The sequence below is a fragment of the Methylobacterium sp. 37f genome (assembly GCF_023093475.1).
Classification (GTDB): domain Bacteria; phylum Pseudomonadota; class Alphaproteobacteria; order Rhizobiales; family Beijerinckiaceae; genus Methylobacterium.
Map to the genome: position 1 here is coordinate 28539 of NZ_JAGHKN010000024.1, position 16294 is coordinate 44832.

18 protein-coding genes are annotated in these 16294 nt (G+C 72.6%); 5 read left to right on the forward strand and 13 right to left on the reverse strand.

Translation table 11 applies throughout. From position 1 onward, the window contains the following. The first annotated feature begins 33 nt into the window (after positions 1-33). The gene (locus J7U37_RS16140; RefSeq protein WP_056181223.1) at positions 34-318 is read left to right on the forward strand and encodes a hypothetical protein; all 285 of its coding nucleotides are present in this window, start codon (positions 34-36) and stop codon (positions 316-318) included. A gap of 110 nt (positions 319-428) precedes the next feature. On the opposite strand, the gene J7U37_RS16145 is transcribed toward J7U37_RS16140, so the two are convergent. The 8 genes from J7U37_RS16145 to J7U37_RS16180 all read right to left on the reverse strand — a co-directional run bounded on the left by J7U37_RS16145 (position 429) and on the right by J7U37_RS16180 (position 8138). After that, complete coding sequence (locus J7U37_RS16145; RefSeq protein ID WP_247636376.1) at positions 429-1457, reverse strand: P1 family peptidase; 1029 nt, start codon at positions 1455-1457, stop codon at positions 429-431. Between the two features lie 54 nt (positions 1458-1511). Further along, positions 1512-2102, reverse strand: coding sequence for a DUF1993 domain-containing protein (locus J7U37_RS16150; RefSeq protein WP_056487196.1), 591 nt, complete (start codon positions 2100-2102; stop codon positions 1512-1514). Between the two features lie 101 nt (positions 2103-2203). Next, positions 2204-3061 carry an EamA family transporter RarD gene (gene rarD / locus J7U37_RS16155; RefSeq protein WP_056181209.1) on the reverse strand — a complete coding sequence of 286 codons (858 nt, stop codon included), beginning with the start codon at positions 3059-3061 and terminating at the stop codon, positions 2204-2206. A gap of 132 nt (positions 3062-3193) precedes the next feature. Next, positions 3194-3652 (reverse strand): hypothetical protein, encoded by a 459-nt coding sequence (locus J7U37_RS16160; protein ID WP_247636377.1) that lies wholly within the window; start codon positions 3650-3652, stop codon positions 3194-3196. Between the two features lie 203 nt (positions 3653-3855). Continuing rightward, the gene (locus J7U37_RS16165; RefSeq protein ID WP_247636378.1) at positions 3856-4599 is read right to left on the reverse strand and encodes an amino acid ABC transporter ATP-binding protein; all 744 of its coding nucleotides are present in this window, start codon (positions 4597-4599) and stop codon (positions 3856-3858) included. Further along, a complete protein-coding gene (locus tag J7U37_RS16170; protein WP_247636379.1) occupies positions 4596-5732 on the reverse strand; it encodes an amino acid ABC transporter permease in 1137 nt (378 codons plus the stop codon). Before J7U37_RS16170 ends, J7U37_RS16165 begins: the two co-directional genes overlap by 4 nt. A gap of 48 nt (positions 5733-5780) precedes the next feature. Beyond that, on the reverse strand, positions 5781-6929 hold the full coding sequence (locus tag J7U37_RS16175; protein WP_056487206.1) for an ABC transporter permease subunit: 1149 nt from the start codon (positions 6927-6929) through the stop codon (positions 5781-5783). A gap of 177 nt (positions 6930-7106) precedes the next feature. Then, a complete protein-coding gene (locus tag J7U37_RS16180) occupies positions 7107-8138 on the reverse strand; it encodes an amino acid ABC transporter substrate-binding protein (protein WP_247636380.1) in 1032 nt (343 codons plus the stop codon). Between the two features lie 179 nt (positions 8139-8317). On the opposite strand from J7U37_RS16180, the gene J7U37_RS16185 reads away from it, so the two are divergent. From J7U37_RS16185 to metC, 3 genes are all read left to right on the forward strand, one after another. Beyond that, entirely contained in the window at positions 8318-8569 is a 252-nt protein-coding gene (locus J7U37_RS16185; RefSeq protein WP_247636381.1) for a DUF4926 domain-containing protein, read from the forward strand. Continuing rightward, positions 8566-8925, forward strand: coding sequence for a DUF6883 domain-containing protein (locus tag J7U37_RS16190; RefSeq protein WP_247636382.1), 360 nt, complete (start codon positions 8566-8568; stop codon positions 8923-8925). The genes J7U37_RS16185 and J7U37_RS16190 overlap by 4 nt, the downstream gene beginning before the upstream one ends. Before the next feature lie 77 nt (positions 8926-9002). Continuing rightward, positions 9003-10190, forward strand: coding sequence for a cystathionine beta-lyase (gene metC, locus J7U37_RS16195; RefSeq protein WP_247636383.1), 1188 nt, complete (start codon positions 9003-9005; stop codon positions 10188-10190). A 642-nt stretch (positions 10191-10832) separates the two neighbouring features. Here the strand turns inward: metC and J7U37_RS16200 are convergent. The 5 genes from J7U37_RS16200 to J7U37_RS16220 form a co-directional block, all read right to left on the reverse strand. Continuing rightward, positions 10833-11426 carry a pyridoxamine 5'-phosphate oxidase family protein gene (locus tag J7U37_RS16200; RefSeq protein ID WP_056181190.1) on the reverse strand — a complete coding sequence of 198 codons (594 nt, stop codon included), beginning with the start codon at positions 11424-11426 and terminating at the stop codon, positions 10833-10835. Between the two features lie 2 nt (positions 11427-11428). Then, positions 11429-11761 carry a lipid-A-disaccharide synthase N-terminal domain-containing protein gene (locus J7U37_RS16205; RefSeq protein ID WP_056181186.1) on the reverse strand — a complete coding sequence of 111 codons (333 nt, stop codon included), beginning with the start codon at positions 11759-11761 and terminating at the stop codon, positions 11429-11431. 3 nt (positions 11762-11764) lie between these two features. Then, entirely contained in the window at positions 11765-12490 is a 726-nt protein-coding gene (locus J7U37_RS16210) for a glycosyltransferase family 2 protein (protein WP_056181183.1), read from the reverse strand. A gap of 35 nt (positions 12491-12525) precedes the next feature. Beyond that, complete coding sequence (locus J7U37_RS16215) at positions 12526-14283, reverse strand: glycosyltransferase family 39 protein (protein WP_247636384.1); 1758 nt, start codon at positions 14281-14283, stop codon at positions 12526-12528. Between the two features lie 111 nt (positions 14284-14394). Further along, positions 14395-15435 carry a GlxA family transcriptional regulator gene (locus J7U37_RS16220; protein WP_247636385.1) on the reverse strand — a complete coding sequence of 347 codons (1041 nt, stop codon included), beginning with the start codon at positions 15433-15435 and terminating at the stop codon, positions 14395-14397. A gap of 59 nt (positions 15436-15494) precedes the next feature. Here J7U37_RS16220 and J7U37_RS16225 point away from each other — a divergent pair, with 59 nt between their 5' ends. Next, positions 15495-16202 carry a DJ-1/PfpI family protein gene (locus J7U37_RS16225; RefSeq protein ID WP_247636386.1) on the forward strand — a complete coding sequence of 236 codons (708 nt, stop codon included), beginning with the start codon at positions 15495-15497 and terminating at the stop codon, positions 16200-16202. The last annotated feature ends 92 nt before the right edge of the window (positions 16203-16294 follow it).

The window sequence follows — 16294 nt, forward strand, 5'->3', positions numbered from 1 at the left end:
AATACCGGACACGCCAGGGATACCGGACACAGCATGGATGACATCGATCCCGAACGCGCGGTGATGATCCGCCTGCGCGCCCGCCTCGCGGTGGTGGAGCGCGCGGCCTGGTTCGGCCTGGTCCAGGCGATGCGGACGCAGCCCGCGGAGACCGAAGCCTATCTCACGGCCGAGCGGGCCAAGTGCGCCGAAGGCTTCGGTCAGCGCGGCTGGGCCGCCGACCTGACGGAGGCCGAGCGCCGCATGCTCGGCGCCGAGGTCGATGCCGGCCTCGCCGGCCTCATCGCGGATGCCAAGGCCGAACTCGGCCAAACCTGATGCCCAAGGCCGAACTCGGCCCCACCTGATGCCCAAGGCGGGGCTCGGCCAGACCTGGTGCCCAAGGCCGGATTCGGCCCGATCCAATGCCAAGACCGGGTCTGAACCGGTCACCCCCCGAACCGGTCGCGCCAGGCCGGCGGTCCGGCGAATCCCGGCGGGGTCGTGGCGCGATGGACGCCGATCGCCACGGCGCGCGCCAAGGTCCGGGCGGCCGCGTCGCCGATGCGGGCGAGGTCGATGACGGGGTCGGCGAGCGCCACCCGCCCGGTGGAGACCGCGAAGACGACGTCGCCGTCGAGCGGCGTGTGGATGGGGCGGATCGCCCGGGCGAGACCGTCCTGGGCCATCACGGCGAGGCGGCGGGCCTGGGCCTTGGTGAGGGTCGCGTCGGTGGCCACCACCGCGAGCGTCGTGCTGGCCCCGGCCGACCCCTTGCGCGGGGGCCAGGTGAACGCATCGGCCGGCATCGCGGCGGGACACCCGAGGCCCCCGAACTCGGCGCCGATCTCGTCGGCGCCGGCCCAGAAATGCGGCCCCTCCCCCAGCGTCACCCGGCCGAAGGCGTTCACCGCCACCAGCGCCCCGACCCGGACGGGCCAATCAGCAGGATCGAGGCCCGTGGGATCGAGGCCGGCGACCTCGGCCGAGGCGGAGCCGATCCCGCCCTTCAGGTTGGCGGTGGCCGCCCCGGTCCCGGCCCCGACCGAACCGAGGGCGAAATCCCGCGTCGCCGCTACCGCCGCCGCATGGCCGAGATCGCGATAGGGCGCGTACCGGCCCCAGGCCTTGTCGCCGCCATTGAGGAGATCGAACAGGATCGCGGCCGGCACGATCGGCACCCGGGCCGGGCCGATCGCGAAGCCCCGCCCGGTCTCGGCGAGGTGGGCGACGACGCCGGCCGCCGCGTCGAGGCCGAAGGCCGAGCCGCCGGACAGCACCAGGGCGTCGATGCGCGCCACGGTGCGCTCGGGATCGAGAAGGTCGGTCTCGCGGGTGCCGGGACCGCCGCCGCGCACGTCGATTCCGGCCACCACGGGCGCGTCGAACAGGAGCGCGGTGACGCCGCTGGCGAGCCGCAGATCGGTGGCGTGGCCGACCCGGAGGCCGGCGATGTCGGTGATGCGGTTGGTCAGCATGGCGCCTCCCCGCGGGTCGCTCGGCGCGGGCTCCGATCGGAGAGCCCGCAGGATTCAGGACCGCGCGTCGCCGGGCTCTACCTGGGCCGACGCCGCCGGTGCGGACCTGAGATAGGCGAACATGTGCGGCACGTAATCGGCCTTGCCGATTGCGATCCCGTGGTTCCGCAGGATGGCGTAAGCCGTGATGACGTGGAAGTAGAATTGCGGCAGCGCCCAGTCGCGCGCGTAGGTTTCGCCCGTCATGTCGAAGGTCGGGCCGCCCGGAAGCTCGATCGCGATCGGCGCCGTTGCCCCCGCGTCGAGCGCGTCGTCGGCCAGATCGTCCAGATGGGACAAGGCCTCGCCGATCCGGCCCCGCGCCTGGGCGAAGGATCCGGGAACGTCGCCGGCCTGACGCCCCTCGGCCGCCACCGCATCGAGCGACGAAGGAATGGGCTGCCCGCGCAGGCGGAAGGTCGCTTCCTGCGCCAGGAAGGCGGCGAATCGCAACTGGGCCGCCAGCGGCAGCATATCGGTGGCGAGGCGCGCCGACAGCAGGCTTTCGGCCCGGGTCGGCGCCTGCCGTTCGACCGTGTCCAGCAGCCCGGCGAGGGTCGCCAGCATGTTTCGATAGGTCGGCACGAGAAGCGCGGTCAGCGACATGGCGGTCTCCGGAATCGGCCGTGCGTCAATCCTATGCGAAACCACAGGGCGGATCGAGCGGTGACACGACGGCGTCCGGGGTCCGCTCACCCGGACGGTCCTCAGGCGCTCCGCGCCTGCCGGGCGGCACGGGTGGCATCGGCCGCGTAGATCGCCAGCGCCAGCCAGATCAGCCCGAACAGCACCATGCGGTGCGGCTCCAGCCGCTCGCCGTACACGAGGGTGCTGAGGACGAGGAGGCAGGAGGGGGCGAGGTACTGCATCAGCCCGAGGGTCGCCAGGGTGAGCCGCTCGGCGGCGGCCGCGAACCAGATCAGCGGCAGGGCCGTGGTGGCTCCCGTGAGCAGGATGAGCCCGGCCCGCACGGGGTCGCCCTGGATCACCGGCGGCGCGAAGACCGCGAGATAGACCAGCGCCACCGGCAGGAGCAGCAGCGTCTCGGCGGCGAAGCCCACCATGGGGTCGACGCCGACGACCTTGCGGGCGAGCCCGTAGAGCGAGAAGCTGCCGGCCAGCGCCAGGGAGACCCAGGGCAGGCTGCCCGCCAGGACGACGGCCAGCAGCACGGCGCCGGCGGCCAGCGCCACGGCCGCGGCCTGGACCGGGCGCAGGCGCTCGCCGAGCACCACGGCGCCCAGAGCCACGCTCACCAGCGGGTTGATGAAGTAGCCGAGGCTGGCATCGAGCATGTGCCCGGATTGCACGGCCCGGAGATAGAGGAGCCAGTTCACGCCGATCAGCCCGGCCGACAGGACCAGGAGCCCGTGCCGGCGCACCAGGGGGAAGGGAGAGCGGATGCGGCGGCGGAGCGCCACCAGCAGGCCGGCGACGAGGAGGCTCGACCAGACGATGCGGTGGGCCAGGATGCTCGGGGCCGGCACGGCGTCGAGCAGGCGGAAATGCACCGGGACCACCAGGCCCCAGCTCAGATAGGCGCCGAGCGCGTAGATCAGACCCAAAGGCCGCCTCCCCTCGCGGGCCCGTCGGCCCGCCACGGCCCGGAAGGGGACCGGGTGGGGCTTATAGCAAGCCCGTCAGCCCGCTTCGCACGGCCGCGCCGGTGCGGGACGGCGCAGGGTGCGCGAGCGCACTCAGCGGCTACGCGCCAGCGTGACGGTGGGGTCGCCGCGCATGAGGGCGTTCAGGCGCTCGGTGTCGAAGCCCTCGGCGGCCTTCCTGGCCGGCTTCGCGGGCGCCACGGCGGCGACCTTGGCCACGGGCTTGGCCGGGGGCCGGCCCGCCGCCTCGCGGGCGGCCGTCTCGCGTGTGGTGGTCTCGCGGGCGGTGGAGGCCCGGGGCACCGGCGGACGGGTCACCGTCGCGCGGGCGACCGGGTCGCGCCCGAGGATGTCGCGGATCGAGGGGCCGGTCTCCACCGGCAGCGATCCCGTCATGCTTGGCTCGGGCAGGCTGAGGCGGGTGAGCGCCGCCACCGGGGCGGTGGCGCGGACGGGCGCCGGATGGTCGAGCCGGTCGACGCAGGCGAAGGCGATGACCAGGGCGCTGCCGCCGAAGATGCTGCCGACGACGATGTTCCGCAGGATACGCAAGCGACGAGCTTCCCGAATACGCGAGTGCGAGACAGGATTTAGCGGGTCTGCGTTAACGAACCGGAGCACACGTCTTCGCGAAAACTTCCTGCGCCGGCACAACTCCCGTGCCGCGCTGGCGCGGCCTTCCAACCAAAACGGTTTCGCGCTGGCGCGGCCTTCCAGCCAAAAAGGTCGCGCGCAGGCGCGCCCCTGACCGCCCCTCAGAGAAGACGCGCGAGAAAATCCCGAGTGCGGGGATGCTCGGGCCGGTCGAAGAACGCGTCCGGCGGCGCGACCTCGACGATCTGGCCCTCGTCCATGAACACCACCCGGTCGGCGACGCGGCGGGCGAAACCCATCTCGTGGGTGACGCAGAGCAGGGTCATGCCGCGGGCCGCCAGGTCCGTCAGGGTGTCGAGCACCTCCTGCACCATCTCGGGATCGAGGGCCGAGGTCGGCTCGTCGAACAGCATCACCGCCGGGTCGAGGCAGAGGGCGCGGGCGATGGCGACCCGCTGCTGCTGCCCGCCGGAGAGCTGGCCGGGATGGCGCGGCGCCAGATCCGCGATGGCGAGACGCTCGAGTTCCGCGCGCGCCCGGGCCTCGGCCGCCCGGCGCCCGATCCCGCGCCCGTGGATCGGCGCCAGGGTGCAGTTCTCCAACACGGTGAGGTGCGCGAACAGGTTGAAGTGCTGGAACACCATGCCGACGGCGCGCCGCACCGCCGGAATGCGGGCCGGGGTGAGATCCTGGCCGGCGACCCGGAGGGTGCCGCCCTGATAGGATTCGAGGCCGTTGACGCAGCGGATCAGGGTCGACTTGCCCGAGCCCGAGGGGCCGCAGATGACGATTTTTTCCGATTCGGCGACCGTGAGGGAGACGTCGCGCAGCACGTGGGTGGCGCCGAACCACTTGTTCACGCCGTGGAACTCGAGTGCGGGCGGGGCTGGATCGGCGGGCGTCATGCCCGGCCCCGCTCGCCGGCGGCCAGCCGCCGCTCGATGAAGGCGGCATAGCGCGCCATCGAAAAGCAGACCGCGAGGTAGAACAGGGCCGCGAAGGCGTAGGCCGTGGCGGGAATGGTCGGGGCCGACCAGCGCGGATCGGCGCGCGCCGCCTCCAGCACCCGGATGAAGTCGGCGATGCCCACGATCGAGACCAGGGTGGTGTCCTTGAACAGGCCGATCAGCGTGTTGACGATGCCGGGCACCACCACCTTGAGGGCCTGGGGCAGGATGACGAGGCGCAGGGTCTGCGCCCGCGTCAGTCCCAGCGCCAGGGCCGCCCGCCCCTGTCCCTCGGGTATCGCCTGCAGGCCGCCGCGCACCACCTCGGCCATGTAGGCGGAGGCGAACAGCGCGATGCCGATGAGCGGGCGGACCAGCCGGTCCACGGTGAGGTCGCCGGGCAGGAACAGCGGCAGCATCACGTTGGCCATGAACAGCACGGTGATCAGCGGCACCCCGCGCCAGAACTCGATGAAGCCGATGCAGGCATAGCGCAGCACCGGCAGCGCGGAGCGCCGCCCCAGCGCCAACAGGATGCCGAGCGGCAGCGCGGCGACGATGCCGACCAGCGAGACCACCAGGGTCACCAGCATGCCGCCCCACAGACTGGTGGCGATCGGGGCGAGGCTGAGGAATTCGGCGCCCGAGAGCAGCCAGAACGACAGGATCGGGCCGACCAGGAAGACGAAGACGGCCCCGAGGCCGCGCTTGGGCGCATCGAGCCACAGCATCCAGACCGCACTGAGCGCCACGAGCCCGAAGAACAGGTCCGGGCGCCAGCGCTCCGCCGCCGGGTAGGAGCCGTAGACGAGGTAGTTGATCTTGTTGCCGATGAAGGCCCAGCAGGCGCCGACCGGGTGCCCGGCGATTTCCGGCCGGCAGGCCTCGCCCGACGTCCCGCTCCAGACCGCGTCGGTGACGAGGAAGCGGATCACGGGCGGCAGCAGGAGCGCCAGCCCGGCCAGGATCACCAGCGTGGTCAGCGTGTTGCCCCACCCTTCGAACAGGTTCTGCCGCAGCCAGCCGAGGGGGCCGCCGGTCCGGCGCGGCGGCGGAGCCGGGGGCAGCAGGGTCTCGCGGATCACCGTCATCGCGTCACCGGTTTCATCGGCTCACCGGTTTCCATCGGCTCACCGGTTTCATCGCGTCACCGGGGCCGCACGGCGGTTATAGGCGTTCATCAGGGCGGCGAGGCCGAGGCTCAGGGTCAGGTAGACCGCCATGGTGATGGTCACGACCTCCACCGCCTGGTTGGTCTGATTGAGCACCGTGCCCATGAAGACGTGGACGAGGTCGGGATAGCCGATCAGCACCGCCAGCGACGAGTTCTTCGTGATGTTGAGATACTGGCTGGTGAGCGGCGGCACGATCACCCGCATGGCCTGCGGGATGGTGACGAGCGCCAGGGCCTTGGCCCGGCTCAGGCCGAGGGCCGCCGCCGCCTCCCCCTGTCCGCGATCCACGCTGTTGAGGCCGGCGCGCACGATCTCGGCGATGAAGGCCGCCGTGTAGGTGGAGAGCCCGAGGAGCAGGGCGGCGAATTCCGGCAGCACCCCGAGCCCGCCGTCCGGCCCGTAGGGACCGGGCGCCGGCCACGCGACCGGCACGGGATGACCGGAGAGGCCGAGACCGATCCAGGCCAGGGCCGGCAGGCCGAGCACCAGGGCGAGGCCCGGCCCCGCGACCGGACCGGCTTCGGCCCCGGCCGCGACGCGCCGGTTGGCGCGCCGGGTCCAGGCGACCGCCGCGCCGATCCCCGCCACGAAGGTCAGGGGCACCAGCCAGGCAACCCCGGAAAACTCAGGTCGTGGCAGGACCAGCCCGCGCTGGCTCAGATACGCCCCGCCCCAGGCCGCCGGGTCGCGCGCTTCGGGCAGGGCCACCCGCACGGCCACGTACCAGACGAGGAGCTGCAGCAGCAGCGGCAGGTTGCGCAGGGTCTCGACGTAGATCGCCGCGAGCGTCCGCGCGAGCCAGTTCGGCGAGAGCCGGGCGATGCCGACGGCAAAGCCGATGAGCGTGGCGAGCCCGATGGCGAGGCCCGAGACCAGCAGGGTGTTGAGGAGCCCGACCACGAACGCGTCGCGATAGGTCGAGGTCGCGGCGGCGTAGGAGATCAGCCGCTGGCTGATGTCGAACCCCGCCGGGCGCCCGAGGAAGCCGAACCCGGCGGCGATGCCCTGGCGCGCGAGCTTTTCGGACGCGTTGGTGGCCGCCGCATAGGCCAGCGCCGCCAGTGCGAGCACGACGAGAGCCTGGAGCGCGAGGGCGCGGGGGGCCTTACGCATGTGCCGACCTGCGGAGCGCAAAACCCTCCCTCTGCGGGGGAGGGTGGTCGCGGAGCGACCGGGAGAGGGGCTGTGACATGTCCGGTGAGGTCGCCCCCTCTCCCGCCTGCTCCGCAGGCACCCTCTCCCGCAGAGGGAAGAGGGCTTGCGCCCATGGGTCCCGTCTTGCCCCCGCCCTCACCGGATCGGCGGCCCGTAATGCAGGCCCCCGTTGGTCCACAGCGCGTTCAGCCCGCGCGGGATCTTCAGGGGCGTCGCGTCGCCGAGGTTGCGGGCGAAGACGTCGCCGTAATTGCCCACGTGACGGACGATCCGGTAGGCCCAGTCGGTGGTCAGCCCAAGGCCCTGCCCGTAGGTGCCCTCGACACCGAGGATGCGCTTCACGTCCGGACTCAGGGTCTCCGTCCGGAGCGCCTCGACGTTGGCCTGGCCGATACCCGCCTCCTCCGCGTCGATCATGGCGTAGTGGGTCCAGGCCACGAGGTCGCGCCAGGCATCGTCGCCCTGGCGCACGCCCGGCGCGAAGGGCTCCTTCGAGATCGCCTCCGCGAGGATGACATGCTCCTCCGGATGCGCGGTCTTCAGGCGCTCGCCGTAGAGGGAGGACTTGTCGGTGGAATAGGCGTCGCAGCGGCCGGATTCGTAGGCGCCGAGCGTCTGCTCGCTGTTGGCGAAGGTGACCACCTGGTAGGTCAGCCCGCGGGTGCGGAACCAGTCGGCGGTGTTCAGCTCCGTGGTGGTGCCCTGCTGCAGGCAGATCGTGGCCCGGTCGAGCTGCTTGACGGCCGTGATGTTGAGGGATTTTCGGACCAGGAATCCCTGGCCGTCGAAGAAGGTGATCACCGGAAAGTTCATCGCGGCGGTGTCGCGCGACAGGGTCCAGGTGGTGTTGCGGGCGAGCACGTCGATCTCGCCCGATTGCAGGGCGGTGAAGCGCGCGGCCGAGGATTGCGGGATGAAGCGCACCTGGTCCGGATCGTCGAAGATCGCGGCGGCGAGCGCCCGGCAGAAATCCACGTCGAGCCCGTGCCAGCGCCCCTGCCCGTCCGGCATGCTGAACCCCGCCACCCCGCCGCTGACCCCGCAGACGAGGTGCCCGCGCGCCTTGACCTGGGCCAGGGTATCGCCTTGCGCGAGCGCCGCAGTCCGGGTCAGCACCGGAGACGCGGCGAGCAGGGCGACGAGAAGCGGGATCGACAGGGATCGCATGCGCGCATTGCAGGGCATCGCGCGCCGGGGTCAAGCCGGGGACCACGGCGTCGGGTCCGAGACCACGGCGTCGGGTCCGAGACCACGGCGTCGGGTCCAAGACCACGGCGTCGGGTCCAAGACCAAAGGATCGGGCCGCGTGGCTTGTCCGGCCGGCGCGCGCCGGATATCCTTCGCCCATGTCCGTCGAAGTCTTCTATCTCCTGCGAAAGGACGAGCCTGGGGTCGATCTCAGGGAACTCGATGACGTCGTGCTGCTGGCCGACGCGCGGACGGATGACGGAACCCTGATCCAGGCCGGCACGGAGGGCACCGTGGTGGCCGTCTGGCAGGACGGAGCAGCCTACGAGGTCGAGTTCGCCGAGCCCGAAGGCGCCCTCGCGACGGTTCGGGCCACCGGAATCAAGCGGATCGGGCGCCGGGCGGCTTGAGCGGGCCGGCGGCCTCTCCGACGCGGTTCACGATCCGCAACAACAAGCTCGTCGACTACCTGTTGGACCTCTCCCATCCACGGGGCGGCTCGAAGGCACGCTTCTTCCTGACCTTCGGCTTCAGCCTGGACAGACCGATGGAACTGGCCGACGCCCTGGCCGACCACGTCCTCAGGACGGAGGGACGCCCGCAGAATCTGACGGAAAACGGCCCGACCAAGCTCGTCTTCGAAGGGCGGCTTCGCGCGCCGAACGGCCGGGAGCCCTGGGTGCGCTCGGTCTGGCAAGTCGAGGCCGATGGCGTCGCCAGGCTCGTGACGGTCGTTCCCCTGAGGCGCACGGACGAGGAGGCCTGATCCGCCCGCCCGGCTTGACGCCGGCGCGTGCGGCGGGCTTCGGTCGCCGCACGCTCACCCCTCGCCCGCCGGTACCGATGTCGAACACCCCTCCCCGCGACCCCGCCCGCTTCGGGGCGAGCACCCGCCTCGTCCATGCGGGGCGCGATCCCTCCGCCCAGCACGGCTTCGTCAACACGCCGATCTACCGCGGCTCGACAGTGCTGTTCCCGACCTACGACGACCTCCAGCACCGGCGCGGGCGCTACGATTACGGCACCTCGGGCACGCCGACGACGGATTCGCTGACCCAGGCCTGGAGCGAGCTGGCCGGGGCCGCCGGCACGGTGCTGACCCCCTCGGGCCTCGCCGCCCTCACGGTGGCGCTGATGGCGGTGGTCTCGGCCGGCGACCATCTCCTCATCAGCGATTCCGCCTACCGCCCGACCCGCATCTTTTGCGACGGCGTCCTGAAACGCTTCGGGGTGGCGGTGGAATACTACGATCCCCTGATCGGCGCCGGCATCGCCGACCTGATGCGCGACACCACCAAGGCGGTGCTGGTCGAGGCCCCGGGCTCGCAGAGCTTCGAGATGCAGGACGTGCCGGCCATCGCCGAGATCGTGCACGCGCGCGGGGCGGCCGTGATCATGGACAACACCTGGGCGACGCCGCTGCTGTTCCCGCCCCATGCGCGCGGCGTCGACATCGCGGTCGAGGCCGGGACCAAGTACCTCTCCGGCGGCTCGGACCTGCTCCTCGGCCTGACCTCGGCCAACGCCCAATACTGGCCGGCCCTGCACCGGACCTTCGAGCATTTCGCCATGTGCCCCGGCCCGGAGGACGTGTTCCTGGCCCTGCGCGGCCTGCGCACCATGGCGCTGCGCCTGCGCGAGCACGGCGCCCAGGGGCTCGCCATGGCGCAGTGGCTCCAGGCCCGGCCGGAGGTGGCCCGCGTGCTCCATCCCGCGCTCCCCGACGATCCCGGCCACGCCCTCTGGAAGCGCGACTTCGCCGGCGCCTCGGGCCTGTTCGGCGTCATCCTGAAGCCCGCCCCGGAGCGGGCCGTGGCGGCCCTGCTCGACGGCCTCGAACTGTTCGGGATGGGCTTCTCCTGGGGCGGCTTCGAGAGCCTGGTCATCCCGTTCGACTGCAAGACCTATCGGACCGCCACCCGGTGGAACCCCGGCGGCCCGGGCCTGCGCTTCCACATCGGCCTGGAAGACCTTGCGGACCTGCAGGCGGATCTCGACGCGGGGTTTGCGCGGTTGCGCGCCGCGCTGTGAATTTTTGCTCGACGAGCGCTGCCGGACCGGTGAACCCGCAATTCCACCGGGCCGTCGCGAATTTTCTCCGGTCGGGCGCCGGCGGCCCCACCGCCAGACCACCAAAAAACATTGACAATATTCCTATTCCGTGGTTCAGTGCGGGCACTCACCTCCCACACGGGAGGCCCTCCGGCGGACCGGGTCGGGGGGCTCGGGGGAGGAGACGGCGCCCCGCGTCGATGGCCCGGTTTCGCCATCGCCCCGGGCTGCATCGGCGACGCAAGGCGTCTCGGACGGGTAGGCCGCAAGGCTGGACCCGGTCCCCTGGGACGCAACGAGAGATCGGACGGTCCGCCCACTACGAGGCGGGCTCGGAGCCTCGGGCTCTGATCAGACGGCCGCCGGACGCCGCCGCCCGCCAGGGCGTCGGAGCCCGGAGGGGGGCTGCCATGAGCCGGGTCGCCGATGCCGAGAAGACGCCGTGACGAAAAGGGTCGGCCCCGCGAGGGGCCGGGCCGAGGGACGCCGGGGGACCGGCCTATGATTCCAACAACGTGGTTTCGCGGCGTCCCGCGTCTCCCGTTTCGTGTCCTGGCCATCCCCCGCGCCGGAACCGGCGGCGGGGCCGTTCCCGCACGCCCGTTCAGGCGTGGCGGATTTTCACGGCGCCAGCCAGCATCCACGCCAGTTCCCGGCCCGCTCCCAGGCCGCCCGGCGGTGGCCGCGCCGGTCGAGGTAGAGGAACTCGAGGCGGGCCACCCGCACCACCACGGCGCAGAAGTTCGGACGGCCGAGGGTCAGCGCCGTCTCGGCATCCGGCAGGGTGTAGGCGTCGCCGCGGGGCAGCACCGCCCCGGGGGCGGGATCGGCGCCGTAGCAGATCCGGCTCATGGCCATCGCGCCGGCCCAGGCCGCTTCGGCCAGGGCATCGTCGCTGTGGAGCGTCGCCGGGCCGGAGGCGCGGATCTGGATCTTGGCGGCGGAATCGTAGCCGTGCAGGGCCGCATGCCCGGAGGCCGCGATCTCGGACGCCTTGTCGGAGCGGCGGTCGCAGTGGAAGCGCAGGGCTCCGGCCGCCGGATCGGCCTCCCGCAGCACCACGGTGCGGACCTGCGGATGGCCCTGCGCATCGACGGTGGCCAGCGCCGGCATGTGGAAGGCGTTGCGGCGCAAGGCGGGCCCCTCCTCCAAGAGGCGCCAGACCTCCGCCCGTGCCGCGTCCAGGTCGTCGTGGAAGGGCGGCAGCGGGTCCATGGTCACAGCGCCGCCCGGGCGGCGCGGCGCTCGCGCAGGATCAGGAAGACGTTGCGGAGATAGATGAAGGTCGAGAGGGCCTGGCCGAAGATGATCACCGGCTCGCGCCGCACCAGGCCGTAGACCAGGGTCATCAGGCCGCCCGCGATGGAGAGGAACCAGAAGGCCAGCGGCATCACGCTTCGGCCGGCCCGCTCGGAGGCGAGCCACTGCACCACGAAGCGGGCGCCGAACACCGCCTGGGCCAGGATGCCGAAGACCAGCCAGGCATCGAATCGGGTGACGAAGACGTCGTAGACGTAGCCGCGCAGGTCCTCGGCGAGCTGGATCAGCATGGCTCAGGCTCCCGTCACGTCCGTGACCCGGGGCGTCACGCGCTTGCGCCGGATCAGCCACCACACCCCGGCGAGATCGAGGAGGCCGACCCAGAGCCGGTCGAACAGGCCGTATTTCGAGGTGCCGGTGAAGCGCGGCCGGTCGACCACGTCGCGATGGACCACGCTGAAGCCCTCGCGGGCGACGAGGGCCGGCATGAAGCGGTGCTGCCCGTCGAAGAAGGGCAGCGTGCGGTAGACGTCGCGGCGCACGAGCTTGTAGCCGCAGCCGGTGTCGCGGGTGGAATCCCGGAGGATGCGGACCCGGACCCCGTTGGCGATGCGCGACTGGATCGTCTTCAGCCGTCCGTCCTTGCGCCCGATGCGCTGGCCCTGGGCGAGGCCGACCCCCGCACCGCCCGCCTCGATGGCGTCGAGCAGGGGCGCGAGGAAGGCCGGGTCGTTCTGGCCGTCGCCGTCCATCAGGGCGCAGACCGGGGCGCGGGCCACGGCGATTCCACTGCGGATGCCGGCGGCCTTGCCGGCGGTGCGGTCGTGGGCGAGCACCCGCAGCCAGGGCCGCCCGGCCCGGGCCGCCTTCAGGGCCTCGGCGGTGCCGTCGGTGGAGCCGTCGTCGACGTAGATCACCTCGAAGGGCGCCAGCGGGGCGCAGGCGGTCTCGAGTTCGGCGACGAGGCTCGCGATGTTGCCGGCCTCGTTCTTCACCGGGATGATCACGGAGAGGCGCATGGGTGTTCGATCCAAGGATGTCTCGGGCGTCGTGTCTAGGGCGTCACGGCGTAGGCCGAAAGATCGACCCGGCGCCCGCCATTGATGTTGAAGCCCGAGACCGTGCCGACCCGGTTCGGCACCAGCCCGGCGGCCCGGGCGGCGTCATCGAACGCGGCCGCGAACCGGCCCTCGACGTAGACGAGGCGGCAGGCTCCGGCATCCGGCGCACCCTGGGTATCCGGTGCACCCTCGCCCTTCAGGAAGGCCGCGGCCTCGGTGCCGGTCCCCAGCATGGCGAGGTCGGTGCCGATCAGGAAGACGAAGCTCGGTTCGCGGTAGCCGAGGCTGGCGACGCGGGGATGCGGACAGGGCAGGCGATCGCGGATCGCGGCGAGGCGCGGCGAGACCTTGAGGGCGGCCATCACCGGCTGGGTCAGGCCGAACACGGCGGGCGAGAGCAGCATCGAGGCCAGGATGCCGAGGACCAGCGCGCGCTCGGGCAGGCCCCGGGAGAAGGCGTGCCAGGCCAGGGCCGCCACCGCGCTGGCGCCGAGCAGCAGCGGCAGCCCGGCCCAGGGCAGGGTCCGGTCGTAGGTGAAGGCGAAGGCCGAGAGCCCGAGGGTGAGTCCGACGGGAATCAGCACCACGAGCCCGGCGGTGAGGCGCGCGCCCCGACGCTCGGGGTGCAGCGCGCCGGCGGCGAGCGCCCGCACGGTGAGGATGGCGATGGCCGGCATCAGCGGCAGCACGTAGTGGGGCAGCTTGGTCGGCACGATCTCGAACAGGATCCAGGTCGGCACGATCCAGGCGAGCAGGAAGGCGATGGCGGGCTCGCGCCGGTAGCCCCAGGCAAACGGCGCGCTGAGCGCCGCGAAGGCCGCCCCCGGCCAGAACGTGCCGAAGAACGCCACGAGGTAGGCGCCGGGCGGGGCGAAGTGCTTCTCCGAGCCGCCCTGGACCTTGCTCAGCATGTCGTGGCCCACCGCCTCCCCGTAGAAGGCGCCGCCGCTCTTCCAGGTGATGGCGGCGAACCAGGGCGCCACGATCAGCAGGGTGAGGGGCAGGCCGAGGCCGGGCCGCAGGGCGCCGAGCCAGCGGCCGGAGCCCGACCGGACGGAGAGGACCAGGGCCGGCAGGCCGCAGAACAGCGGCACCATCGGCCCCTTGATCAGGATGCCGAGGGCGAGGCCGAGCCAGAAGGTCAGCACCGTGGCGGTGTCGAGGGGGCCGGACGCGCGGTCGCGCCGGAGCCAGGCGCGAGCGAGACCGCCGAAGCTCGCCACCGCGCAGGCACAGAGGAGCGCATCGGTCTTGGCGAGGCGCGCCTCGGCCGAGAGCACGACGCAGGCCCCGAACAGGGCCGCGGCGAGAAAGGCCCCCCGCCGGGGCAGGAAGATCAGGGCCGACCAGTAGGTGAGGAGCACCGCCCCGATGGCGCCGAGCAGCGACGGGATGCGGTAGAGGCCGATGGTGGTGCGGGCGTCCGGCACGCCGAGCGCCTCGGCGGCGCCGACGACGGCCGCCTGCGCCCAGTAGATGCCCACCGGCTTCTTGTGCCGGGCCTCCGCCTGGAAGCGGATGTCGACGAGGTCGCCGGTCTCGAGCATCTGCTTCGACGCCTGGGCGAAGCGCGGCTCGTCGCGGTCCATGGGCTGGAGCGAGGCGAGGCCCGGCAGGAAGCAGACGAGGCAGAGGGCGATCAGGAGGGCGCAGGCCCAGGCATGGCTCCGGGTCGCAGCGGCCAGGAGGGTGTCCGGGAACGCGACGGCGTGGCCGCGGGCCGGGGGAGGCACGGTGGCGCGCTCGGTCATGCGGAAGGATGGGCCGTCAGGGGGGACATACGCGGCTCCGGACCGGCGCTCGGCCCGTGGTTCCGGTCGATGCCGCGACGGCCGGCGGTGTCGATGATGCGGCCGGGAATGTCAAATCTCAGGCGCCTCGGGCCGGCCGTCCGGCATCCCCTCCCCATCGTCGCGGAACCGCTGCCGGTAGGAGGCGGGCGCCACCGCCACGTGGCGCAGGAAGCTGCGCCGCAATGTCTCCTCCGAGCCGAAGCCGCAGCGCTCCGCGACCCGCTTCAGCGGGAGCGCGGTCTCGGCCAGGAGCCGCCGGGCCGCCTCGACGCGCTGGCGCTCAAGGGCGCGGGCGGGGGTCAGCCCCGTGGCCGCGCGATAATGGCGGGCAAAGCCGCGCGGGCTCATGCCGGCCGCCTCGGCCAGGCGCGGGACGGTCAGGTCCTCGGACAGGTGGTCGGCGATCCAGGCGTGGAGCCCCTCGAAGCGCGTGCCGCCGGATTGCAGCGCCAGGACGGTGCTGAACTGGGACTGGCCGCCCGGACGCTTGAGGAAGACCACGAGGTGCCGGGCGACCGCCAAAGCCGCATCCCGGCCGAGATCCGCCTCCACCAGGGCGAGCGCCAGGTCGATGCCCGCCGTCACCCCGGCGGAGGTCCAGACCGCGCCGTCCCGGATGAAGATGGGGTCGGGCTCGACCCGGGCCTCCGGGTGGCGCCGCGCCAGTTCGGCGCAGCGGGTCCAGTGGGTCACGGCCCGACGCCCGTCGAGGAGGCCGGCCGCCCCGAGCAGGAAGGCGCCGGTGCAGACCGAGGCCACCCGCCGGGCCCGAGGCACCCGGGCGGCGACCCAGGCGGGCAGGTCCCCCGCGACCGCCCCGGCGACGCCGCGCCCGCCCGCCACCACGAGGGTGTCGACGGGCTGGTCCGCGGACGGAAGCGGCTCCATCGCGAGGCCGAGACCGGCCGAGCTGCGGAGCTGGCCGCCGCCCGCCGCGACCACGTGCAGGGCGTAGGGCGCGGGGCCAGGGCCTGCGAGGTCGTTCGCCGTGGCGAAGACCTGGAGCGGCCCCGCCACGTCGAGGAGCTGGACATCCCGGAAGGCCAGGATCTCGACGCGGCGGGGACCATCCGCGCTGCGCCCTGGCAGAAAACGAGGGGTTTTGGTCATTTCGGCCGGAGCCTGGCCGAGTAGGGTCGTCCTGTCCAGACACCCGGAGTTCTGCCGCGATGCCCCTCGAAATCGGCCTCCTCACCTTCCCGAACGTCCAGCAGCTCGACCTCACCGCGCCCTACGAGGTGTTCGTCGGGATTCCGGACGCCCGGGTTCGCCTCGTGGCCACCGGCCCGGGGCCGGTCACCAGCTCCACCGGTCTCGTGCTCACCCCGACGCACACGGTCGACGATTGCCCCCAGCTCGACGTGCTCTGCATCCCGGGCGGGATCGGGGTGAATGCGCTGATGCAGGATGCTTCGGTCCTCGCCTTCGTGCGGGCGCAGGCGGCGCGCGCCCGCTACGTCACGTCCGTCTGCACCGGCGCCCTGGTGCTCGGGGCAGCCGGGCTGCTGCGGGGCCGGCGCGCCACCACCCACTGGGCCAGCCTCGACCTCCTGGCGGCCTTCGGGGCGATCCCGGTGGCCGAGCGGGTGGTGCGCGACGGCAACCTCCTCACCGGGGGCGGAGTGACCGCCGGCATCGACTTCGCCCTGACACTGGCGGCCGAGATCGCCGGCCGACCGGAGGCGGAAGCGATCCAGCTCGGCCTCGAATACGCGCCGGCGCCGCCTTTGGCGTCGGGCACGCCCGCCACCGCCAGTCCCGCCGTCCTCGCGGCGACACGCGCCCGCCTCGCCGCCGGCCGGGCCGAGCGCGAGCGCATCGTAGCGGCGATCAGCGGAGCGCCCGACATCGTCGCGTGGCCGAAACCCAAGCCTTGAGGGCAGACGGAGACGGCCTTCGTGGTTCTTAAACGTATTCTGCGCGCCTATCAGGCGGCACCGGCGGCCCTAGAGTGCGGGTCTTTGCCGGC

Coding starts and splice junctions, on each gene's coding strand:
- J7U37_RS16140 (WP_056181223.1), top strand. CDS start 34: ATGGATGACATCGATCCCGAACGCGCGGTGATGATCCGCCTGCGCGCC.
- J7U37_RS16145 (WP_247636376.1), bottom strand. CDS start 1,457: ATGCTGACCAACCGCATCACCGACATCGCCGGCCTCCGGGTCGGCCAC.
- J7U37_RS16150 (WP_056487196.1), bottom strand. CDS start 2,102: ATGTCGCTGACCGCGCTTCTCGTGCCGACCTATCGAAACATGCTGGCG.
- J7U37_RS16165 (WP_247636378.1), bottom strand. CDS start 4,599: ATGACGCCCGCCGATCCAGCCCCGCCCGCACTCGAGTTCCACGGCGTG.
- J7U37_RS16170 (WP_247636379.1), bottom strand. CDS start 5,732: ATGACGGTGATCCGCGAGACCCTGCTGCCCCCGGCTCCGCCGCCGCGC.
- J7U37_RS16175 (WP_056487206.1), bottom strand. CDS start 6,929: ATGCGTAAGGCCCCCCGCGCCCTCGCGCTCCAGGCTCTCGTCGTGCTC.
- J7U37_RS16180 (WP_247636380.1), bottom strand. CDS start 8,138: ATGCGATCCCTGTCGATCCCGCTTCTCGTCGCCCTGCTCGCCGCGTCT.
- J7U37_RS16185 (WP_247636381.1), top strand. CDS start 8,318: ATGTCCGTCGAAGTCTTCTATCTCCTGCGAAAGGACGAGCCTGGGGTC.
- metC (WP_247636383.1), top strand. CDS start 9,003: ATGTCGAACACCCCTCCCCGCGACCCCGCCCGCTTCGGGGCGAGCACC.
- J7U37_RS16200 (WP_056181190.1), bottom strand. CDS start 11,426: ATGGACCCGCTGCCGCCCTTCCACGACGACCTGGACGCGGCACGGGCG.
- J7U37_RS16205 (WP_056181186.1), bottom strand. CDS start 11,761: ATGCTGATCCAGCTCGCCGAGGACCTGCGCGGCTACGTCTACGACGTC.
- J7U37_RS16210 (WP_056181183.1), bottom strand. CDS start 12,490: ATGCGCCTCTCCGTGATCATCCCGGTGAAGAACGAGGCCGGCAACATC.
- J7U37_RS16215 (WP_247636384.1), bottom strand. CDS start 14,283: ATGACCGAGCGCGCCACCGTGCCTCCCCCGGCCCGCGGCCACGCCGTC.
- J7U37_RS16220 (WP_247636385.1), bottom strand. CDS start 15,435: ATGACCAAAACCCCTCGTTTTCTGCCAGGGCGCAGCGCGGATGGTCCC.
- J7U37_RS16225 (WP_247636386.1), top strand. CDS start 15,495: ATGCCCCTCGAAATCGGCCTCCTCACCTTCCCGAACGTCCAGCAGCTC.